This window comes from Companilactobacillus ginsenosidimutans (assembly GCF_001050475.1).
GTDB lineage: Bacteria > Bacillota > Bacilli > Lactobacillales > Lactobacillaceae > Companilactobacillus > Companilactobacillus ginsenosidimutans.
In genome coordinates, this window is record NZ_CP012034.1 from 52539 (window position 1) to 73395 (window position 20857).

The following is a 20857-nucleotide window of genomic DNA, read 5'->3' on the forward strand; positions in this document are numbered from 1 at the left end:
GAATTAAGGGGAACGCAATGAACAAGATTTCAAAGGGATGGAAAATCTCACTAGTATTATTTGTAGCAATGTTTGGATTAGTTATTTTAGCAGGATGTGGAAACAATCATAGTGGCAATACCGTAAGAGTTGGTATTAACCCATCAGATGATCCAATCTGGGAAGTCGTTAAGAAGAAAGTTAAGAAGGAAGGAATCAATTTAAAGATTTCTGAATTCAATGATTACAATCAGCCTAATATGGCTCTTGCTCAAGGTGGACTTGAGATGAATGCCTATCAACATACTTACTTCTTAGATACTTGGAATAAAGCACATCACACAGATTTGGTTCCAATTGGTTACACAATTATTCAACCGATGGCCATGTATTCTCATAAGATTACTAAAGTCAGCCAAATCAAAAAGAATGCCAAAATAACCATTCCAAATGATTCTTCAAATGAAGCTCGTGCTCTTCAACTTTTGGAATCTGCAGGACTTATCAAATTGAAAAATAAGAAATTGCCCTCTACTAAAGATGTGATTTCAAATAAATTGAATATTAAATTTGTTACCTTGGATGCAGCACAAACTGCCAGATCATTGGATGATGTAACTGCCGCGGTTGTTAACGGAAACGTTGCCGCAGATGCAAAGTTTAATCCTAAGAATGCAGTTTATCGTGAGAAGATAACAAAACAGTCTAAGCCATGGATCAATATTATCGTGGCCGACAAGAAGCAACAAAATAATAAGAACTATAAGAAAGTGGTTAAAGCATTCCAGTCAAAAGAAACCGCCAAAGAAATTCACAAGATTTACGGTGATAATGCGGTAACAGCTTGGAATCTTAACCTTAAATAATTCAGGGGTGGATTAAATGAAAAGGTTAAATAAGTTTGGAAAAATATTTTTGGTTTTATCAGCAGCATTAGCTTTTTTCGTACTCGCAGGTTGTAGCAACAATAATTCCAATGAGAAAACAGTTAAGGTGGGAATCTACGGGTCAGATGATCGAATCTGGAAGCCATTAGCATCCAAGTTGGAGAAGCAAGGGATTAAGTTAAAGCTTGTAGAGTTTAATGACTACAACACTCCTAACAAGGCATTGACTCAAGGAGAATTAGACATTAATGCTTTCCAAAATTATCATTTCATGAATGATTGGAACAAAGCTAATCACGGAAATGTCGTTTCAATTGGTGATACTTACATCGCACCACAACGTATTTACTCAAATAAAATTAAGAGTTTAAGTGAGTTGAAGAAGGGTGACAAAGTCACAATTCCTAGTGATGCTACCAATGAAGATCGTGGCTTACGTGTCCTTCAACAAGCTGGCGTTATTAAGTTAAAAAAAGCTAACATGTATACAACTAAAGATATTAGTGAGAACAAGAAGAATTTGAAAATTACTCCTTTAGATGCTGCACAAACAGCTCACTCACTTTCTGATGTAGCAGCAGCGGTTGTTAATAACGATGTTGCGCAAGATGCCAACTTAAAACCTGAAGATGCTATATACAAGGAAGTTATCAATAAAGATTCAAAACCTTATGTAAATATCATCGCCACTACAAAAGATAAGAAAGACAACAAGACTTACAAGAAAGTTGTTAAAGCTTATCAAACTGAATTTATCGCCAAGAAGATTAAAGAAGTGTACAAAGGCTCCACTTACCCAGCCTGGAATTACGATTTTAAGTAATGTGGAGGGACTCGAATGTCAAAATTATCAGACCCATTAATTCAAGAATCAATTAATCAATTAAAAGAGTATATTGCGTTACCATCAGTTTCTGCGAAGAAGCAAGCTCAACCGGAGACAGCTGAATTTTTGAAAAAGTTACTAACTGATTTTGGTGCCGATGCGACGGTCTGGAATGATTTCGATGTACCTTGTGTGTTCGCTGAAGCTCATCCAAAGAAACCTTCCAATACCACTATCTTGATTTACAATCACTATGATGTTCAACCTGAAGAGCCTTTGGAACTTTGGAAATCAGATCCTTTTGAACTCAAAGTCACTGCTGATAAATTTATCGGACGTGGAGCCTCAGATTGTAAAGGTGACTTGATTAGTCGTCTGGCTGCCTTAAATATTTATCGTCAAGAACATGGTGACTTACCTTGTAACGTTAAATTTTTAGTTGAAGGTGCTGAAGAGGTTGCTTCTCAACATTTAGAGGATTATTTGAAAATCTATCATGACAAACTTTCAGCTGACTTAGTTATTTGGGAGTCGGGATTTAAGAATGAACATGAGCAATTCAGTTTAAATGGTGGAACTAAAGGTGTCTTGTGTTTTGAACTTGAAGCAAATTCAGCTGACATTGACCTGCATTCATCATTTGCTGCAGTTGTCGACAGTGCAACTTGGAGATTAGCTCAGACTTTAAATGCCCTTAGAGATCCAAGTGGCAAGATTCTTGTTCCAGGATTTTATGATGATGTTAAAGAACTTACGCAACGTGAAAAAGATTTGGTGGAAAAGACAATTACACCTGATCTCAAAGCTAAATGGGGATTAACAGTCCCATTACTGGATAACAAATCAGTTAACTACAATTTGACTTTTAGTCCAACTATTAATATAGAAGGAATTAGCAGTGGTTGGGAAGGTGAAGGTGTTAAAACCGTTACTCCAAAGACTGCTAAAGCAAAATTGGAATTCAGATTAGTACCTGACCAAGATCCAAAGGATTTGTTTGCTAAGTTGACCAAATATTTAAATGATCAAGGATTTACCGATGTTAAAGTTTCATATCTGTTAGGTGAAAAAGCTTATCGTTGGGACCTTGATAGTCCAATCGTTAATACTTTAATTGACACAGCTAAAGAATTTTATGGTGGTGAGGATAAGGTTGAAGCCTTGCCATCAAGTCCAGGTACTGGACCAATGTATTTAGTTAACAAGTACGCTGAAGCACCAATCGTTTCATGTGGTGTCAGCTATTCAAAAGCTGGGAACCATGCACCAACTGAGAATATTAGAATTCAAGATTATTTAGACTTTATCGATTTCTTTGATGAATTTCTAGGAAAAATAGCGAAGGAGTAATTCAATGGCAGAACAAAACGGAATAATTCAACTAAAGGATATCGATGTTACTTTCACTAGTGAAGGTAAAACCATCGAAGCTGTAAAAGATATCTCTATTGATGTACAAAAAGGGGATGTCTTCGGTATTATTGGTTACTCAGGTGCCGGTAAAAGTACTTTAGTTCGTGTTATCAACTTATTACAAAGACCAACTTCTGGTGAGGTCATCGTCAATAACCAGAACATGCTCAGCTTGAGTGCCAAAGAATTGCGTACGGCACGTAAAAACATCGGAATGATTTTCCAACATTTTAATTTGATGAATTCATTGACAGTTTACGGGAATATCGATTTTCCATTACGTGACTCAAAACTTTCTAAAGCAGATCGTAAAAAGAAAGTTGAACATTTGTTGGACTTGGTTGGCCTTTCTGATCGTGCAAATAACTATCCATCACAATTATCCGGTGGGCAAAAACAACGTGTTGGTATTGCTCGTGCTTTAGCCAATGATCCTGAAATCTTAATTTCTGATGAGGCAACAAGTGCGTTGGATCCTAAGACAACTACAGAAATCCTCGACTTACTTGATCGTTTGAACAAACAGCTTGGTATTACAGTCGTTATCATCACTCACGAAATGGATGCCATCAAGCAAATTTGTAACCGTGTCGCCGTTATGGAACAAGGTAAACTCATTGAAGAGGGCGATTTGCTTACAATTTTTGGTAAACCACAAAAGAAACTTACGAAAGACTTTGTTGATACTTCTACACAAATCAAGTCAGCACTGGATGAAATTAAGTCTAGTGGAATCGTAAATGATTTGACTGGTAGCTTGATTGAATTGAAGTTTACTGGTGATGTCACCAATGAACCAATCGTGGTTGGTTTGTATAAGAGATTCAACGTTTCAGCAAGTATTCTTTTCAGTAATATGGAAAGATTATCTGGAACAACAATCGGTATTATGCTGTTAGCTTTAAGCGGTGACGACGATAAAGTTAAAGAAGCAATTCAATATTTGAATGATTTGAAGATCAACGTTAAAGAAATTGATCTTTCAGAAAGCGAGGGTGAATAGTCCATGTCAAACTTTTTAAATACAGTTTTTCCTAACGTTGTTGCTAACTGGTATGGGGATAACGGATTCGTTACAGCAATTTGGCAAACACTTTACATGACATTCGTCAGTGCAGTATTTGCTGGAGTTATTGGTATTATTTTAGGAATTGCCTTAGTTACAACCGCAGAAGACGGAATCACACCTAACAAAGTTGCTTACCAAATTATTGATAAGCTAGTTAACCTGTTCCGTTCAATTCCATTTATTATCTTATTGGCCGTTATTGGACCATTTACAAAATTGATTGTTGGCCAAACAATCGGACCTGAAGGTGCCTTAGTTCCGTTAGTAATTGGTACAGCGCCTTTCTTCGCCAGACAAGTTCAATTGGCTTTAGTTGAAGTTGATCGAGGAGTCGTCGAAGCTGCTGAATCAATCGGACTTTCACCAATGAAAATTATTTTTAGAGTTTATTTAAAAGAGGGACTTCCAGAATTGATTCGTTCCGGAACCTTAACAACTATTAGTTTAATTGGATTAACTGCCATGGCCGGAGCCGTTGGTGGTGGTGGCCTAGGTAACATGGCCATTTCCGTTGGGTATCAAAGATTCGAAAATGACGTAACCATCGTCTCCATGTTACTAATCTTGGTATTAGTTTTTGTAATCCAAGGTTTAGGAGATTTCGCAGTAAGAAAATTAGAGCATTAAAACTTAAGCATTATAAATAGGGAAGTAATTGTTGTGCCTGAAATGGGGGAGCGGTATTTCCCTATTTTGCTGGCCAAAAACAGTCGCTTCTATAAAAAATAGAAGCGATTTTTTAATTCTGGGGAGGATTATAAAAATGAATAAGCAAATTAAACGTCTAGTGGTAGGATTATTCGCTGCATTGTCAGTAATTATTTTAGTAGGTTGTGGAAAGAGTTCAGCAGCCAGTCATGAACAAACAGTAAAGATTGGGATTACTGGTTCGGATGATCGAATCTGGAAAGCAGTTGGAGAAAAAGTAAAAAAAGACGGCATCAACATTAAAATCGTCGAATTCAGTGACTACACACAACCGAATACAGCATTAGATCAACATGAAATTGACTTAAATGCTTTCCAAACAGTTTACTTCATGGATAACTGGAACAAGACTCATCACACAAACATAGTTTCAATCGGACAAACAGCAATTGCTCCAATGGCCCTATATTCAAAGAAAATTAAAAATATAAGTCAACTAAAAAAAGGTGACAAAGTTTCAATTCCAAACGATGCAACAAACGAAGGACGTGCACTTCAATTACTAGAAAGTGCCGGACTCATCAAAATCAACGATACAAAATTACCAACAGTCAAAGATATCACTTCAAATCCAAAGAAATTAAAAATTTCTCAACTAGATGCAGGCCAAACAGCAAGATCATTAAATGATGTCACAGCCGCAGTTGTTAATAGTGGAGTCGCAAGTGATGCAAAATTAAATCCAAAATCATCAATTTACGAAGAAAAAGTAACAGCAAAATCAAAGCCATACGTAAACGTCATTTCAGCAAATGCTAAAGACAAAGACAATCCAACTTACAAGAAAATTGTAAAAGCATATGAATCAGATGACATAGCCAAATTGATCAAGAAATACTATAGCGATTTCGAATCACCAGCATGGAATTACAAGATTTTACAATAGAAACAAGAGAAATAGCGTGGAATCCGTCCACGCTGTTTTTGTGTTTTTGAACTAATTTCAAAGTAATCACTGTAAATTAAAAGTGTTTAATTAATGAAAAAATAGGTGGTAGAACAAACAAAAAAGAATAATTTTAATAAAAATGAGTGTTGGCGCAGAACTAGATGGAGGGAGAAAATAGATTTTGGCTCAGCTACCAAAGTTCACTTTGCAGACGAAGTCTGCTTAGTGAAAGAGTCAGTTTGGAGACAATTCGGTCTTTGAATTGGCTTCAAATGGCTCTGTAGCGTTCCAGCCAAAAAATCTATTTGCTTCCGGAATCGGCAGTTCAGCGCAACACCCGTATTTTTTAGTAAATACATCTTGACCTAATGAATGAATGTGATTATAATTCATTCAACATCTTAATTTGTTTGGGGATGACAGAATGGACGATAAGAAAGATAGAATCTTCGACGCAGCACACGTACTATTCTTAGAAAGAGGATTCAAAGATACCAGTGTGGCAGACATAGCCGCAATAGCTGGAGTAGCAGTAGGATCGTTTTACTTATACTTCAATACAAAAGAGGATATCTTCGTACAAATTTATAACAAGGAAAATGAAGATATCAAAGCGCAAATCTTGGCTAAAATTGATTTAGATGAAGATCCGGTAAAATTAATTCGAGAAATTATTGAGCAAATATTCAAGCTTTCAAGTAATAATCGAATATTACAAGAATGGTTTTCTAATCCAAAACTCAATTCACTTATTGCTAAGCAAAATACCAACGCAGTTGAAGATAGTTTGATTTATTCTACTTTGATGAAATTGATTGATAAGTGGGTTGATGAGGATATTGTTAAGCCAGGTATGAGTAAGGAACGAATTGTAAGTTTGTTTGATGCATTAACTATCTTGGATTTTCATCAGAGTGAAATTCAGACAGATAATTATCAACAATTGTTAGATGACTTGATTGAAGGTATTTTAAAAGTTGTTTTGAAATGACTTCGAGCAAGTTATTTCTTTAACCAGGAATGAATGAATATGAAATGTATTCATTCATAATTAAGGAGAGAGTTTTATGAAAAAGATATTATTAATAGTTTTAGTTGTTCTTATCGTTATCGTTGTGGCAGTTTTTGGAATTCAAGCAGCAGGAATGAGAGCAAATTTAAATACGTTGTCCATCAAAAAAGTTTCGGATCAATCAATTGAATTGCCAAATGAATTGAACTCAGTTGATATCAAAGTGAGAACAGCAAAGGTCACGATTGAAAAAGGTAATAAGTCTGAAGTAATCATCAAAAATAAAGTTGTTGGTCAATATAAGATTGATTCAAAAGATAACCAAGTCTCGATTTTGGAGCAAAATTACGGTAAACATCAATTGGAAATTGGTAAGTCAGCATCAATTTTGATTAGAGTAAAGAATGCTCAAAATATGAATCAGATAAAAATTAATCAATTAAATGGAACATTGAATTTGAATTCATTGAAGGTGAACAACTTATCTGTTGACCATCAAAATGGCACTACCTTGGCAAATAATCTTAATTTACCAACTGGCGGAAGTATCAACAAAAAGAATGGGACTACTAACTTGAAGAATATTAATACTCCTGGTCTAAAGGTATCCGTCAAGTCAGGTAATTTTGAATTAAACGGAAGGAAGAAAGCCTCATCAAAACATACATATACCGATAATTCGACAAAACAATTGCAGATTAATAGTGGTTCAGGACAAGTTAAAATTTCGACCGTCAAGTGACAAAATCGTAAGGTTGATGTAAGCAAATAAGATGTACTATCATTAAATAATTAGTTACTATATAAATATAGAAATAACAAAGGGGAAATAAAAATGCATATTCCAATTAAGAGATCTGAGAAGAATAAATTATTGGCTGGTGTTATTGGTGGATTTGCCGAACACTATGGCTGGAACGTGGGAATCGCCAGAATAGTTTACTTCGTTTTATCTTTAGCACTATTCACGACGGGTCTCGGTGTCATCGTTTATTTACTACTTTGGTTATTAATGGAAAATCCTGAGTAAGGAATAAGAGGAGAAATTATTATGCATATACCAGTAAAAAGATCGAGAACAAATCAAGTATTCGGCGGAGTTATAGCCGGATTTTGTGAAAAGTATGACTGGAATCCAACACTTGGACGTATCATTTATGTCTTGCTTACATTGACTTCATGGTTTGCTGGAATTCCAGTTTACTTACTACTTTGGTTATTAATGGAAAATCCAGACTAACAATAATTTGCCCACACCGTTATGATGTGGGCTTTTTATTTTCACCTGAGTATTGTATTCTGAAACGGAATAGCAGGTGATATTATGGATCTACGCAAGTTGAAAGTTTTCTTAGATTTAGCCAAAACATTAAATTATTCTGAAACTGCGGAACGATTATATACTACTCAGGGCAACGTTTCCAAGCAGATATTAGCTTTGGAAAAAGAATTGAACGTGACATTGTTTACTCGTGCTCACAGGAAAATTGGGTTAACTACTGAAGGTACACTAATAATTCCGTACGCTAGGAAAATTTTAAATGATTATGATGCGATGCAAGTTAAATTGAACGATTATCGGGATGCACAAAATTTAACCATCGAATTGCATACCATTCCTACAATGCCAAACTATGATAGTTTTGTATTGCTCAGCAATTTTTTGAAGGAACATTCCGAAATTCATGTTGCACTTAAGGAAGAAGAGAGCAATCAGTTGATGGATTCATTAATTCAAAATAAATGTGAAATCATTTTTACGAGAACTTTTGATTTTAAGGATGATACTCTTGAAAGCATTGTGATGGAAAATGATGATTTTTCAGTGGTTCTTCCTAAAAATCATCAGCTGGCCAATCGGAAAGTGATTAGTTTAAAAGAGTTAAAGCAAGAGAACTTTTTACAGTTGGGGGATTCAACTAATTTGTTACAGCCCGTCATTAACATGTGTGAGGACTCAGGATTTGTTCCAAACATTTCTTACCAAGGAGTTCGGGCTGATTTAATTATGGGGATGGTTGCTAAAAATATGGGTATCTCAATAATGATGAGCAAAACTGCTCAAGGTTTCGACAAAGACAACCTCGTCGTTATTCCACTTAAAGAGTCGACAAATAACGAGTTGTGTTTTGTTCGTAAGAAAGACCATAGTAGCACCGCAAGTGATGTGTTTTGGAACTATGTTAAAAATAATCGATAGTGGAGTATTCCATCTTGGAATAACTCTGCTATTTTTTTGAATTGAATCGACTATCTCACCAAAGTATTCTTAATTTGTAAGTTAATCGGGGAGGTAGTTATATGTCTGAACAGCCATATGATTTAAGAAAAGTTATTGAAGAGTTGAAACAAATTCCTGGTCAATATCACGAGACGGATGTTGAGGTTGATCCAGATGCTGAGCTTTCAGGTGTCTACCGTTACATTGGCGCTGGTGGTACAGTCGAAAGACCAACTGCCGAAGGTCCAGCGATGATGTTCAACAATGTAAAAGGGTTCGCCGGTACTAGAGTATTCATTGGTGCGATGGCTAGCAGAAAACGTGTCGGAAAGATTTTGCATCACGACTACAAAACACTTGGACACATGTTGAAGGATTCCGTTGATAATCCAGTTCAACCTGTCAAAGTTTCTAAGGATAAAGCTCCTGCTCAAGAAGTTGTCCATTTATCAACTGATAAGGATTTTGATATCAGAAAATTATTGGCGGCTCCAACAAATACTGAATATGACGCCGGTCCATATATTACCGTCGGATTGGTACACGGTTCTAGCCCCGATAAAACAATGAGTGACGTTACTATTCACCGCATGGTTTTGGAAGATAAAGACACAATTGGGATGTACATTATGCCAGGAGGACGTCATATTGGCAATTTCCAAAAACAATTTGAAAAATTAAATAAACCAATGCCAATTACAATTAATATCGGTTTGGATCCAGCCATTACCATTGGTGCAACATTTGAGCCACCTACAACTCCACTTGGATACAATGAGTTGTCAATTGCCGGTGCCTTGCGTCAACAACCTGTGGAATTAGTTGATGGCGTTTCTGTCGACGAAACTGCGATTGCCCGGTCTGAATTTGTAGTCGAAGCTGAAATTATGCCTAATCAAACTATGCAAGAAGATATTAATACTAACACTGGTAAAGCAATGCCTGAATTTCCCGGCTACGATGGGGATGCAAATCCTGCGGTCAACGTAGTTAAGGTAAAAGCTATAACTCACAGAAAAGATAATCCAATTATGCAAACAACGATTGGACCAAGTGAAGAACACGTTTCAATGGCGGGGATTCCAACCGAAGCAAGTATTCTTGAATTGGTTGATAAGGCTATTCCAGGAAAAGTTACTAATGTTTATAATCCTCCTGCGGGTGGTGGAAAATTGATGACCATTATGCAAATACACAAGGAGGATGAAGCTGACGAAGGTATTCAAAGACAAGCAGCGTTGCTAGCTTTTTCAGCATTCAAAGAATTGAAGACAGTAATATTAGTCGACGAAGATGTAGATATTTTTGATATGAACGATGTTATTTGGACTTTGAATACAAGGTTTCAAGGTGACCAGGACATCATAGTGCTACCTGGCATGAGAAATCATCCGTTGGATCCATCAGAACTTCCCGGTTATGATCCAAAATCAATTCGTGTCCGTGGAATGAGTTCGAAGACTGTTCTTGACGGTACCGTACCATTTGATATGAAGGACAAATTCGTTCGTGCACAATTTAAGAAAGTCGATGATTGGAAAAAATTTTTGAAGTAGAAGGGATGATTTAATGTCTGATCATAAGAAGAAAATTATCATTGCGGTGACAGGTGCTTCTGGGACTATCTATGCAATTGGCTTGATGAAAAAGCTGAAGTCAATTCCTAATGTTGAGACCCATGGAATAATGAGTGCTTGGGCAAAGAAGAATCTCCAACTTGAAACTGATTATTCCTTGCAAGATGTGAATAATTTGTTGGACTTCACTTATAATGATTCAGATTTAGGGGCTAAAGTCGCCAGTGGTTCTTTCTTGGTGGATGCGATGGTGATTGTACCAGCAAGTATGAAAACAATTGCGAGTATTTCAGTTGGGCTTGGTGATAATTTGATTTCTCGAGCAGCCGATGTGACGCTGAAGGAACAGCGTAAAATGATCATGGTGCCAAGGGAAACGCCTCTAAATACAATTCATCTGGAAAACATGACTAAGCTTTCAAAAATGGGCGTCCAAATGATTCCACCAATTCCGTCTTTTTATAATCATCCTCAAACAATTCAAGATATTGTTGACCATCAATCCATGAAAGTTATGGATGCACTTGGAATAGAAAACGATGCTGGTGGTCGATGGGAGGGCATTTGATGAAATTTCAAGTCACTCAAGAAGACCATACAATGTCGGCTGATGTATCAAATATTGGCAAAGATTTATTGATTGAAATTACTGGTGGAGATAGTCCCCATATTGGGACGGTTACAACATTGACCTCGAATACTGAAATTCAGACTATTCGCTATCCAAGTCATGATGGTCGTTTCCACAAAGACGATGTATTGGCTGAACGAATTGCCAAAAAAATTCAAAATAATTTACCAGGTAGTTGTACTATCACAGCTGGGGTACACGTAAATCACATCTCGAAGAAGCAAATTATGATGTCAGGTGTAATGGCGAAAAATTTAGGTAATCAAATTAGTGATTGGTTAGTGCAAACTGATTTTAATATTCCTGAGCCTGTTTATTATTCAGATAATGAACAGCCAAAATAAAAAGGAGGCACATTTGTGCTTCCTTTTTGCTAGTTCAAATTTTGATAATAGTCCCAGAATTTATCTGCAACATCTTTTTTACTCATAAGTGGCCAGCTGTCAGGATCTTCATCTTTTGATACTAAGGTGATTCGATTAGTATCAACGTTGAATCCAGCATCTTTTTTACTGACATCATTAGCTAAAATAACATCAGCGTTTTTCTGCTGAAGTTTTCTTTCTGCATACGGAATTAAGTTTTCAGTTTCGGCAGCGAATCCGACGACAAATTGATTAGTTTTATTTGAAGCAATTGTCTTGAGAATATCTGGATTTTTAACAAGCTTTATTGAATAAGTTGGTTGATCATCAGTCTTTTTGATTTTTTGATCTGCAACGGTTACTGGTTTAAAATCAGCAATTGCGGCAGCCATTATTAGGACATCATTTTCAGGAAAAAGAGTTTCCAATTTGTTCAAAATATCGTTGGCACTAGTTACATTGATAACCTGCAAATTTTGATATTTACTTGTATAGTTAACGGTCGAAAGTAAAGTTACATCTGCGCCACGTTTTGCCGCGGATTCAGCCATAGCAATCCCCATTTTTCCTGAGGAATTGTTGCCAATAAATCTCACTGGGTCAATAGGTTCTTTAGTTCCACCAGCAGTGACAATAACACTCGTATTTTGAAGTGGTTTATCAACTGATAATTGATCATTAATAGCTTTCATTATTTCAGGAAGATCGACTAACCGGCCTTTTCCAGTTTCGCCTTCGGCAAGAAATCCGGTATCAGGTTGGACAACTTGGATACCGATACTTTGCAACGTATCCAGATTTTTTTGAACAGGTGGGTAGTTCCACATGCTGGTGTTCATGGTTGGGAAGACAATTTTTGGAGCATCCGTTGCCATCAATGAGGTGGTAACGATGTCGTCGGCGATTCCATTAGCCATCTTTGCAATTATATCAGCTGTTGCGGGTACCACGATTGCTAAGTCAGTCCATCGGGCAATTTTGATGTGAGGAATAAAGTCATCTTCTGCAGATTCAGCTTTGAAATTATTAGTCAAAACTGGGTGTTTGCTGAGTGTGGCAAAGGTCAGTGGTGTGACAAATTGTTGAGCCGAGTCAGTCATAATGACTCTAACTTCAGCGTCTTGCTTAATTAACTCACGAACGACTGATAAAGATTTGTATGCTGCGATGCCACCTGTGACATAAACAGCAATGTGTTTTGACTTCAACATTATTTCACCCCGTAAATTGATAATTGCTATAATAATTGTAATAGGAGGTCAATTCATGAATAAATCGACCATTTACATAATTATAACAATTATTTTGTTTCTAGCCATCAATGACCCTGTTTTAAAATTTTTTGCACATTCATTAAATCTTAATTTCTGGGTAAGTGAAATTATCATTGCAATCATCGTAATTGCTTTGGTATTTATTATTAGTCGCGTACTAAATAAAACAATCTTTAAAAAGAAAGAATAATTTTATAGGACATTCTCAGTCTTCCATCTTAATGGAGGGCTTTTTGTTTGCTTAAACTTCAAGATATCAGATAGACTGTAAGTGCTTACAAGCAAATAAATTGTTTTAAATTGGAGGATGTATTTATGTCTATTAAAAACGTCGTAATCGCAGGTAGCGGTGTTCTCGGATCCCAAATTGCATTCCAAACAGCTTTTAGAGGCTACAACGTAACAATTTATGATATTAATGATGAAGTAATCTCAAAGGCTAAAGATCGGATGCTCGGGTTAGTTGAGACTTACAAAAATGAAGTTCAAGGCCAAGCTGACCATCTGAATGTCTTTTTGAAACCAGGAGTTTATGAGAGTACCATTTTACCTAATTTGAAAGATACTTTGATTCGAGATCTTTCAACATCGACTAAAAACGCAGAATCAGTTCCTGCAAGTATGAACTACTCAACTGATTTAGGGGTGGCAGTCAAAGGTGCCGATTTAGTAATCGAAGCTATCCCAGAAAGACTTGATATCAAGGAAAGTTATTATAAACAACTAGCATCGGTTGCCGATGAAAAAACTATATTTGCAACAAATACTTCAACACTTCTTCCAAGTCAGTTTGCTGAGTTAACTGGCAGACCAGAGAAATTCTTGGCACTTCACTTTGCTAATGAAATTTGGAAAAACAATACCGCTGAAATTATGGGTACAAAGTGGACAGATAAAGATGTCTATGAAGAAGTCGTTGAATTTGCTAAAGGAATCGGTATGATTCCAATCAAGCTGAAGAAAGAACAACCAGGTTATGTTTTGAATACCTTATTGGTTCCACTTTTGGATGCTGCACAAATGTTATTAGCTAAGGGTGTTGCTGATATCGAAACAATCGATAAAACTTGGATGTTAGCTACAAAGGCTCCATTTGGACCATTTGGAATTCTTGATATCGTTGGATTGAAGACTGCATATGATATCACAGCAAATGCTGCTCAAACTGATCCAGAATACAAGGAACTTGCTGATATGATTAAAAATGATTATATCGATAAAGGTAAAATGGGAGTTGCAACTGGTGAAGGATTTTATAAATATCCAAATCCAGCATATTTACAACCTGACTTTTTGGAATAGAAAATTAATATAATAGAAGAAATAGAAATAATGACTGATAAATCCGGTCATTGTTTCTTTTTTTTGTGCTATTAAGTGTAAAATTGTAATAGAAACAATTTCCACCAAAGGAGAGATTATTAGATGGAAAGCGAAATGTCACAACGAGAGTTAACTAATGCAAAGTTATCTCAAAAAGTAGCAGAACAAGGGATGGTTTTATTACAGAATAAAGGTAATATTCTTCCTTTAAAAAATAAAAAGATTGCATTATATGGAAGCGGAGCATTCGAAACTTATAAAGGTGGAACTGGCTCTGGGGATGTTAATCAACGTCGAATTATCAATATTGAATCAGGATTGACACAAAAGGGTTTCAAGATTACAACTTTGGGCTGGTTGAACAGATTTAAAAAGGCATATAAGAAGGGTAGACAGGAATATTGGGAAAAATATAAAGATAATCCCTTAGCAATTCTTGCACCTGTATTTTCTATGGATGATCCACAAATCAGTGAATTTCAATCAGCTCCAACCGGGATTTATGTTATTTCGAGAAGCTCTGGTGAAGGACAAGATCGTAAGAATGAACCTGGAGATTTTCAATTAACTGAAAATGAAATTTCTAATATCCAAGAAATGAGTCAATTTTACGAAAACAGCGTAGTTTTGCTAAATGTCGGTGGAGTTATCGACACATCATTTATTGAAAAATGTCCATTACTCAATAGTGTATTGCTGGTCTCACAACCGGGAATGCAGGCTGGTTTAGCAATTGCTGACATACTTGATGGAACGACAACACCAAGTGGTAAGCTGACTGATACTTGGGCAAAAGATTTTAAAGATTATTACTCATCAAATAGTTTTGGCCAAAAGAATCCTAATTATCAGGAAGGTATTTATGTCGGTTATCGCTATTTCGATAGTTTTGGTATTACTCCCAGGTATGAATTTGGATTTGGACTGAGCTATACAAAATTCTTCATTCAGACTACGAAAGTCCGAGCTGATGAGAAGAACATTGATGTGGATTTACAAGTTCAAAATATTGGTGAAACCTATCATGGCTCTGAAGTTGTTCAACTATATATTTCAAATCCGCAAACTGATATTCCAACTCCATACCAGAGCTTACAAGGTTATGCTAAAACCAGAAATTTGTATCCTGGTGAGGAACAAGAAATGCATCTTTCTGTGCCAGTTAAAAATTTAGCAAGTTATGATGACAAACGGGCTGTTTCTGTTTTGGTTCCAGGTGTATACGTAATACGTCTGGGAAATAGTTCTAAAAATACTAAAGTAATTGGTGAATTCAAGCTAGACGAAGAGGTTATTCTCAAACAATTTGATCACAAGTTAGTTCCTGATAGTGATCCAACTATTTTAAGGAGTAATAACGTCGAATTTAAACGCACTGATAAGGTTCCTTTCTTCTTATTGAAAGCTGTTAATTTCCCAGAAACTGAGAAGATTAAATATTCTGACGAACATGACGTAACAACTTATATTGATCATGAAAGAGAATTACCCGGAAATGACCTTAATCAAACGGTCAGTCGAGTTAATCCGGCTGTTAATCCAAAATTAGTTGACGTGTTTAACGGAAAAATTTCAATGAATCAGTTGGTTGCACGCATTCCTGACAAAACTTTAATTAACCTAGTTGAGGGAATAGTAACACCTGAACAAAGTGGAAGCATCGTCGGAAATGGTGCTCAAGAAGTACCAGGCGCTGCTGGACAAACAGTTGAAAGCTTAGACTTTGGAATACCAACGACAATTAATGCTGATGGACCTGCTGGTTTAAGATTGACCAAGACTTTTGAAGCTGATGGTAAGACAAAGCACCAATATGCAACAGCTTGGCCAATTGGAACTTTATTAGCTCAAACTTGGGATCAAGAGCTTGTTCGAAAAGTCGGACACGCAATTGGCGTTGAGATGAAAGAGTTTGGAGTTACAATGTGGCTTGCACCAGGTATGAATATTCATAGAAATCCGCTTGGCGGAAGGAATTTCGAATATTTTGCGGAAGACCCAGTATTGTCTGGAACAATTTCAGCCGCAGAAGCGTTAGGAGTTCAAGAAAATCCTGGAATAGGTGTGACAATCAAGCACTTCCTAGGCAATAATCAAGAAACACTACGCAATACCGGAAACAGCATTATTGGTGAACAAGCTTTACGTGAAATTTATTTGAAGAATTTTCAAATTACCGTTGAATGTGCACAGCCAATGGCCGTGATGACTTCATATAACAAATTAAATGGAACTTTTGCTGGTGAAAATTTCGAATCAATTACCAATATTTTGCGTGATGAGTGGAAGTTTGAAGGATTAGTTATGACCGATTGGTACAGTTTAGCTGACCCTGTAAAAAGTATGTATGCTGGAAATGACTTGATCATGCCGGGTTCTTCACAAGATAAATTACTTGCTGCTATCGGCAATCTTGCTCCAGAGTTCGACAAAAATGGAATGGTCAAGAGTCGCAAATCGTTTGATATTGCCACCTTCTCAGAAATTACGACAGAGCTTTGGAATGATTTCGTTCCCGATGAAGCAGGAGATGAAGTAGTTAAAATCGATCTCAAAAATAGTGATAAATTGACAGATGATATCACCGATATGATTTATACTGGAGTTGCTCAAATAATTGATAATCACTGCTTAATCGTATCAGGGTATTGGAAGGACAATAATAATCTCTACATTGGTGATCTTCAAAAATCAGTCAAGAACATACTTTCTACTATTATTAAGACAGACAGATTTTCAAAACTAATTGGCGAAGCAGCAGTGCCATATAATTTCAAAATGGATTTACAAAATTATTTTATAAGTAAATAGCAAAAAAGGCGGTATCCGTGAGGATACTGCCTTTTAAGTTAGAAAATTATTTAGAGTAACGACCAATTAGATCAACTAATGCGTCATCAATACTCTTTAGGAATCCTTTAGTTCTGTCATCAACATTACCATTGTCATCTAGTAAGTTAGTTACGTTACCAATATATGCTTCAGGTTGTTGAACAACAGGCATATTTAAGAATACAAGTGATTGGCGAAGGTGGTGGTTAGCACCAAATCCACTAATAGCGCCAGGAGAAACACTGACAATAGCAGCTGGAACACCATCCCACATACTTTGACCATAAGGACGTGAACCAACATCAATAGCGTTCTTCAAGTTAGCTGGAACAGAACGGTTGTATTCAGGAGTAACGAATAGCACACCGTCAACATCCTTAAGTTTATTTCTGAAGTCTGTATATTCTGCTGGAGTACTATCTTCAGTATCAATATCCTCGTTGTAAAGTGGAAGATTACCAGTTTCGATAACTTCTGTTTCGTAACCCTCTGGGAAAAGTCCCATCAAATTCTTAGCAATCTGCTTTGAAAATGATCCTTTTCTTAAACTACCTACTAAAACTGCAATTTTTTTTGACATGTAAATTCCTCCATTTATTAGCTTAATTTCAAATTAGCATAAATAAATTTTTTTGACAAAAGATTGTTCTCGTAAATCCAAAAATAATTGTAATCATATTATTGAAACTAATATTTTGTATATGAAACTCAAGAGGAAAGTCCCACGTGGTCACATTTGAGCCAACTAAGTCATATTTGAATAAAACTTGAACTAGGAAAATAGGATATTTGTCCTATAAAATTTTAAAAAATTAAAAAGCACGATTATTATTTTAAATAAATGAGTCACATTACATCAATGTTACAAAACTAATCCCTACGCAATGTTTTTTATTATTCTCGTAATATTACTGACATATAAATCTTGTATAGTTCTCAATGTTGTTCAAACACATCGGAGGGATTAGTTGATTAAGAAATTTAAATTAGAAACCTTATTTTTTACCGGATTAATGTTAGTTAGTTTCATGGGATATTCAGTTAACGTATATGCTGACACAAATGACGATAATAACGTCGAAAATACTGTAAGTATTTCAGATGCAATTAAGGGTAACCATTTAAACGCTAATAAGCACGAACTCAAATTAAACAAAAAGATTTCATTGCCAGGGGACAAGGAAGTAATTCCTGGAATTAAGGGTAGTGAAAAAGATAACGCTATGGAAGCACTCAAAAAGGCAGAACCAAAACCCGTAGCAGCACCAGTACAAGAAGTACAACCAGAACCAGTTGCTCAACCAGTTCAACAAGAACCAGTAGCAACACTACAAGTACAAGCAGCTGCACAACCAGCCACTCAAAACGTAGGAACATTCAAAGTAAGCTTTTACGATCCAGCATCATTAGGCTCAAGCATGGGATATGACGGAGTAGCCGCCAACCTCAGCGTCTTGCCTAGAGGAACACGTATTAAGATTACAACAGCTCAAGGTGAAGTTTGGTATAAGACAGTTAATGATACAGGTACATTTGCTTATTCAAACCCACAACAAATTGATGTAGCGATGCCGAACAGCATGGTGCCTTCATACGGTATTACAAGCGCCACTGTGGAGATTATTGGCTAAAAAAGCAGGGAACTGACGGCGAGCTACACAGAGAGTGGAAAAAGCCGGGAAAAGTTGAGCATAGCGAAGAGGAGCGATTGATGCGGTTTATGCATCCATCGATGCTCGAAGCTAAGCGGAGACTTTTGGCTTTCGGAACTCGTTTCGACTATAAAAATACATCGGTTAACAACCCAAGTCGGTAGCAGGTAAATTTCCCCGGAGCAAACAGCGGAGTGGAAATTACCAACGTGAGCACTTGCCCTTAACCACCAAAAAAACAATCATAACCAAAAAAGGAATCTAACCAAAAAGTTAGATTCCTTTTTTGCATCCAGATTTGTTGTAAAATAGAACCAACGAAAAAAAGGGAGCTCAAACACATGAAAACATTTGGAGTAACCGATTCAACCCTAAACAGCCTAGCAGAATTTGACGAAGGAATTCCAACACCACAACCACACGATATTTGCGTAGAAGTACAAGGAATTTCAATAAATCCGGTAGACATAGCGACAAGAAAAAATATCAAAGATGGACTGACAGGTCCCAAAATACTTGGCTACGATGGCTACGGAAAAGTAACCGAAGTAGGCTCAAAAGTAACAAAATTCAAAAAAGATGACATAGTATTTTATGCCGGAGATTATACCAGAGACGGCAGTTATCAAGAATATGAACTAGTAGATGAGCGAATAGCAGCTATTGCTCCAAAGAAAACAGACATCGCACATAGCGTGGCAATGCCATTAGTAACACTAACTGCCAGTGAATTACTTTATGAGAAATTACAAATCCATCCAACACAAAATAATAGCAATAAAACTGTATTGATCATCAATGGTGCCGGTGGAGTGGGTTCAATAGCAATTCAGTTAGCTCATCAGGCGGGGCTAAAAGTAATTGCCACAGCTTCAACTGATGAAAAAGTTAACTGGGTTAAAAATCTAGGCGCTGACTTTGTAGTTAATCATCACCAAGATTTAATTTCTCAAGTTCAAACACTTGGATTTGAAAATGTTGATTACATCATTGGACTGAGTGACAATGATCCACACTGGTCAGAAATAGTCAGTTTAATTAAACCATTTGGAACATTTGCAACTATCACAAATCTAAATGAATCGAAAATTGGAGCCTTCAAACAAAAATCAGCAGACTTCAAGTGGGAGTGGATGTTCACCAAAGCTTTCTACAAAATGGATGAAATGTCAGAACAAGGTGAATATCTCAAACGACTCGCAGATGGATTAGATGACGGTACAATTACATCTACTACTACAAAAATTTTTCATGGATTGAACGTGGACAATATCAAACAGGCGACAGAATTGGTTGAAGCTGGACACATGATGGGGAAGGCTGTTGTTCTAAAATAAGCAACAAAAAAGTTCAAGACTAAGTCTTGAACTTCCTAGATTAAATCGAAATGTTTTAGTCCGTTGACGATTCCATTGTCAGTATTCGCTGTTGTTATGAATTCAGCTAGTTCTTTAACTTCGTCAATACCATTGCCCATAGCAATTGCGTGATCTGCAAATTTGAACATTGGAACATCGTTTGCACCATCACCGAATACATAGACAGGCTTATCTTCCAAATCTAGACCAGCTAACATATGTTTGATACCATGCATTTTTGAAACGTCTTTTTTAACAACGTCAATTGAGTATTTACCAGTTTTGAAGAAATTCAAATCTGGGAAAAGTTTTTGATAGCGTTCTGGACCTTCATGAGAAACAACAATAATCATTGGGATACTATTTTTCTTGTAAAAGTCTGGGTCAACCTCAGGTTGTTCAATATGAACCGATTTATAAAATTCAGTAACGATTGGTTCATACTTATAAAGTTTGGTAACATCAGGAGTATGAATAGCAATTGTGTCGCCAAAGTTATTTGCGGCATCAATTACTGATTCAATAGTTTGATCATCGAGTTCACTTTCGTAAATAACTTGATTTTCTGATTTAATATAAGCACCATTTAAAGTAATATAAGAATCAATACCAGTAGGTCCTAGCACATGTTCAAGCTCGTTTGTTGCACGACCAGTACTGATTACTGGAAGATAGCCGTTATCGTGTAATTCATGAACGGCTTTTGCAACGGAATCGTCGATTTGCGATTGTGCATTCATTAATGTACCGTCTAAGTCGAAAAACACGGTTCCTAAATAATTTTTTTGCAAAGGATTCACCAACCTATTTAAAATTTGTCTTATTACATCTTAACAACTTT

Annotated in this window: 22 protein-coding genes; 19 read left to right on the plus strand and 3 right to left on the minus strand. The window is 36.3% G+C overall.

What is annotated here, in order from left to right; translation table 11 throughout:
* Window positions 1-26: 26 nt before the first annotated feature.
* The 14 genes from ABM34_RS00345 (at window position 27) to lpdD (ending at window position 11556) form a co-directional block, all read left to right on the plus strand.
* Entirely contained in the window at window positions 27-845 is an 819-nt protein-coding gene (locus ABM34_RS00345) for a MetQ/NlpA family ABC transporter substrate-binding protein (RefSeq protein ID WP_048706278.1), read from the plus strand.
* A gap of 16 nt (window positions 846-861) precedes the next feature.
* Entirely contained in the window at window positions 862-1689 is an 828-nt protein-coding gene (locus ABM34_RS00350; protein WP_048702393.1) for a MetQ/NlpA family ABC transporter substrate-binding protein, read from the plus strand.
* A gap of 15 nt (window positions 1690-1704) precedes the next feature.
* On the plus strand, window positions 1705-3042 hold the full coding sequence (locus tag ABM34_RS00355) for a M20/M25/M40 family metallo-hydrolase (RefSeq protein ID WP_048702394.1): 1338 nt from the start codon (window positions 1705-1707) through the stop codon (window positions 3040-3042).
* Window positions 3043-3046: 4 nt separating this feature from the next.
* Window positions 3047-4108, plus strand: a complete 1062-nt coding sequence (locus tag ABM34_RS00360) for a methionine ABC transporter ATP-binding protein (RefSeq protein WP_048702395.1) — start codon at window positions 3047-3049, stop codon at window positions 4106-4108.
* A 3-nt stretch (window positions 4109-4111) separates the two neighbouring features.
* Entirely contained in the window at window positions 4112-4801 is a 690-nt protein-coding gene (locus ABM34_RS00365) for a methionine ABC transporter permease (protein ID WP_048702396.1), read from the plus strand.
* A 136-nt stretch (window positions 4802-4937) separates the two neighbouring features.
* Window positions 4938-5768 (plus strand): MetQ/NlpA family ABC transporter substrate-binding protein, encoded by an 831-nt coding sequence (locus tag ABM34_RS00370; protein WP_048702397.1) that lies wholly within the window; start codon window positions 4938-4940, stop codon window positions 5766-5768.
* 427 nt (window positions 5769-6195) lie between these two features.
* Window positions 6196-6762 (plus strand): TetR/AcrR family transcriptional regulator, encoded by a 567-nt coding sequence (locus ABM34_RS00375; RefSeq protein WP_048702399.1) that lies wholly within the window; start codon window positions 6196-6198, stop codon window positions 6760-6762.
* Between the two features lie 76 nt (window positions 6763-6838).
* On the plus strand, window positions 6839-7525 hold the full coding sequence (locus ABM34_RS00380) for a DUF4097 family beta strand repeat-containing protein (protein ID WP_048702400.1): 687 nt from the start codon (window positions 6839-6841) through the stop codon (window positions 7523-7525).
* 93 nt (window positions 7526-7618) lie between these two features.
* Window positions 7619-7813 carry a PspC domain-containing protein gene (locus tag ABM34_RS00385; RefSeq protein ID WP_048702401.1) on the plus strand — a complete coding sequence of 65 codons (195 nt, stop codon included), beginning with the start codon at window positions 7619-7621 and terminating at the stop codon, window positions 7811-7813.
* A gap of 21 nt (window positions 7814-7834) precedes the next feature.
* Window positions 7835-8023 carry a PspC domain-containing protein gene (locus ABM34_RS00390; protein WP_048702402.1) on the plus strand — a complete coding sequence of 63 codons (189 nt, stop codon included), beginning with the start codon at window positions 7835-7837 and terminating at the stop codon, window positions 8021-8023.
* 84 nt (window positions 8024-8107) lie between these two features.
* Complete coding sequence (locus ABM34_RS00395; RefSeq protein ID WP_048702403.1) at window positions 8108-8983, plus strand: LysR family transcriptional regulator; 876 nt, start codon at window positions 8108-8110, stop codon at window positions 8981-8983.
* A 101-nt stretch (window positions 8984-9084) separates the two neighbouring features.
* Window positions 9085-10560, plus strand: coding sequence for a UbiD family decarboxylase (locus ABM34_RS00400; RefSeq protein ID WP_048702404.1), 1476 nt, complete (start codon window positions 9085-9087; stop codon window positions 10558-10560).
* A gap of 13 nt (window positions 10561-10573) precedes the next feature.
* Window positions 10574-11149, plus strand: coding sequence for a UbiX family flavin prenyltransferase (locus ABM34_RS00405; RefSeq protein WP_048702405.1), 576 nt, complete (start codon window positions 10574-10576; stop codon window positions 11147-11149).
* A complete protein-coding gene (gene lpdD / locus ABM34_RS00410; protein ID WP_048702406.1) occupies window positions 11149-11556 on the plus strand; it encodes a prenylated flavin chaperone LpdD in 408 nt (135 codons plus the stop codon). The genes ABM34_RS00405 and lpdD overlap by 1 nt, the downstream gene beginning before the upstream one ends.
* A gap of 29 nt (window positions 11557-11585) precedes the next feature.
* On the opposite strand, the gene coaBC is transcribed toward lpdD, so the two are convergent.
* Complete coding sequence (gene coaBC / locus ABM34_RS00415; RefSeq protein WP_048702408.1) at window positions 11586-12788, minus strand: bifunctional phosphopantothenoylcysteine decarboxylase/phosphopantothenate--cysteine ligase CoaBC; 1203 nt, start codon at window positions 12786-12788, stop codon at window positions 11586-11588.
* Window positions 12789-12843: 55 nt separating this feature from the next.
* On the opposite strand from coaBC, the gene ABM34_RS00420 reads away from it, so the two are divergent.
* The 3 genes from ABM34_RS00420 (at window position 12844) to ABM34_RS00430 (ending at window position 16985) form a co-directional block, all read left to right on the plus strand.
* Window positions 12844-13041: a hypothetical protein gene (locus ABM34_RS00420; RefSeq protein WP_048702409.1), complete on the plus strand. Its 198-nt coding sequence runs from the start codon at window positions 12844-12846 to the stop codon at window positions 13039-13041.
* A gap of 125 nt (window positions 13042-13166) precedes the next feature.
* Window positions 13167-14153, plus strand: coding sequence for a 3-hydroxyacyl-CoA dehydrogenase (locus tag ABM34_RS00425; protein ID WP_048702410.1), 987 nt, complete (start codon window positions 13167-13169; stop codon window positions 14151-14153).
* A 123-nt stretch (window positions 14154-14276) separates the two neighbouring features.
* Window positions 14277-16985, plus strand: a complete 2709-nt coding sequence (locus ABM34_RS00430) for a glycoside hydrolase family 3 C-terminal domain-containing protein (RefSeq protein ID WP_048702411.1) — start codon at window positions 14277-14279, stop codon at window positions 16983-16985.
* A gap of 46 nt (window positions 16986-17031) precedes the next feature.
* Here the strand turns inward: ABM34_RS00430 and ABM34_RS00435 are convergent, their stop codons facing one another.
* A complete protein-coding gene (locus tag ABM34_RS00435; protein ID WP_048702412.1) occupies window positions 17032-17586 on the minus strand; it encodes an NADPH-dependent FMN reductase in 555 nt (184 codons plus the stop codon).
* Window positions 17587-17974: 388 nt separating this feature from the next.
* On the opposite strand from ABM34_RS00435, the gene ABM34_RS00440 reads away from it, so the two are divergent.
* Entirely contained in the window at window positions 17975-18637 is a 663-nt protein-coding gene (locus ABM34_RS00440; RefSeq protein ID WP_232298601.1) for a hydrolase, read from the plus strand.
* 362 nt (window positions 18638-18999) lie between these two features.
* Window positions 19000-19995 carry a zinc-binding alcohol dehydrogenase family protein gene (locus tag ABM34_RS00445; RefSeq protein ID WP_048702413.1) on the plus strand — a complete coding sequence of 332 codons (996 nt, stop codon included), beginning with the start codon at window positions 19000-19002 and terminating at the stop codon, window positions 19993-19995.
* A 35-nt stretch (window positions 19996-20030) separates the two neighbouring features.
* Here the strand turns inward: ABM34_RS00445 and ABM34_RS00450 are convergent, their stop codons facing one another.
* Window positions 20031-20807, minus strand: a complete 777-nt coding sequence (locus tag ABM34_RS00450; protein WP_048702415.1) for a Cof-type HAD-IIB family hydrolase — start codon at window positions 20805-20807, stop codon at window positions 20031-20033.
* Between the last annotated feature and the right edge of the window lie 50 nt (window positions 20808-20857).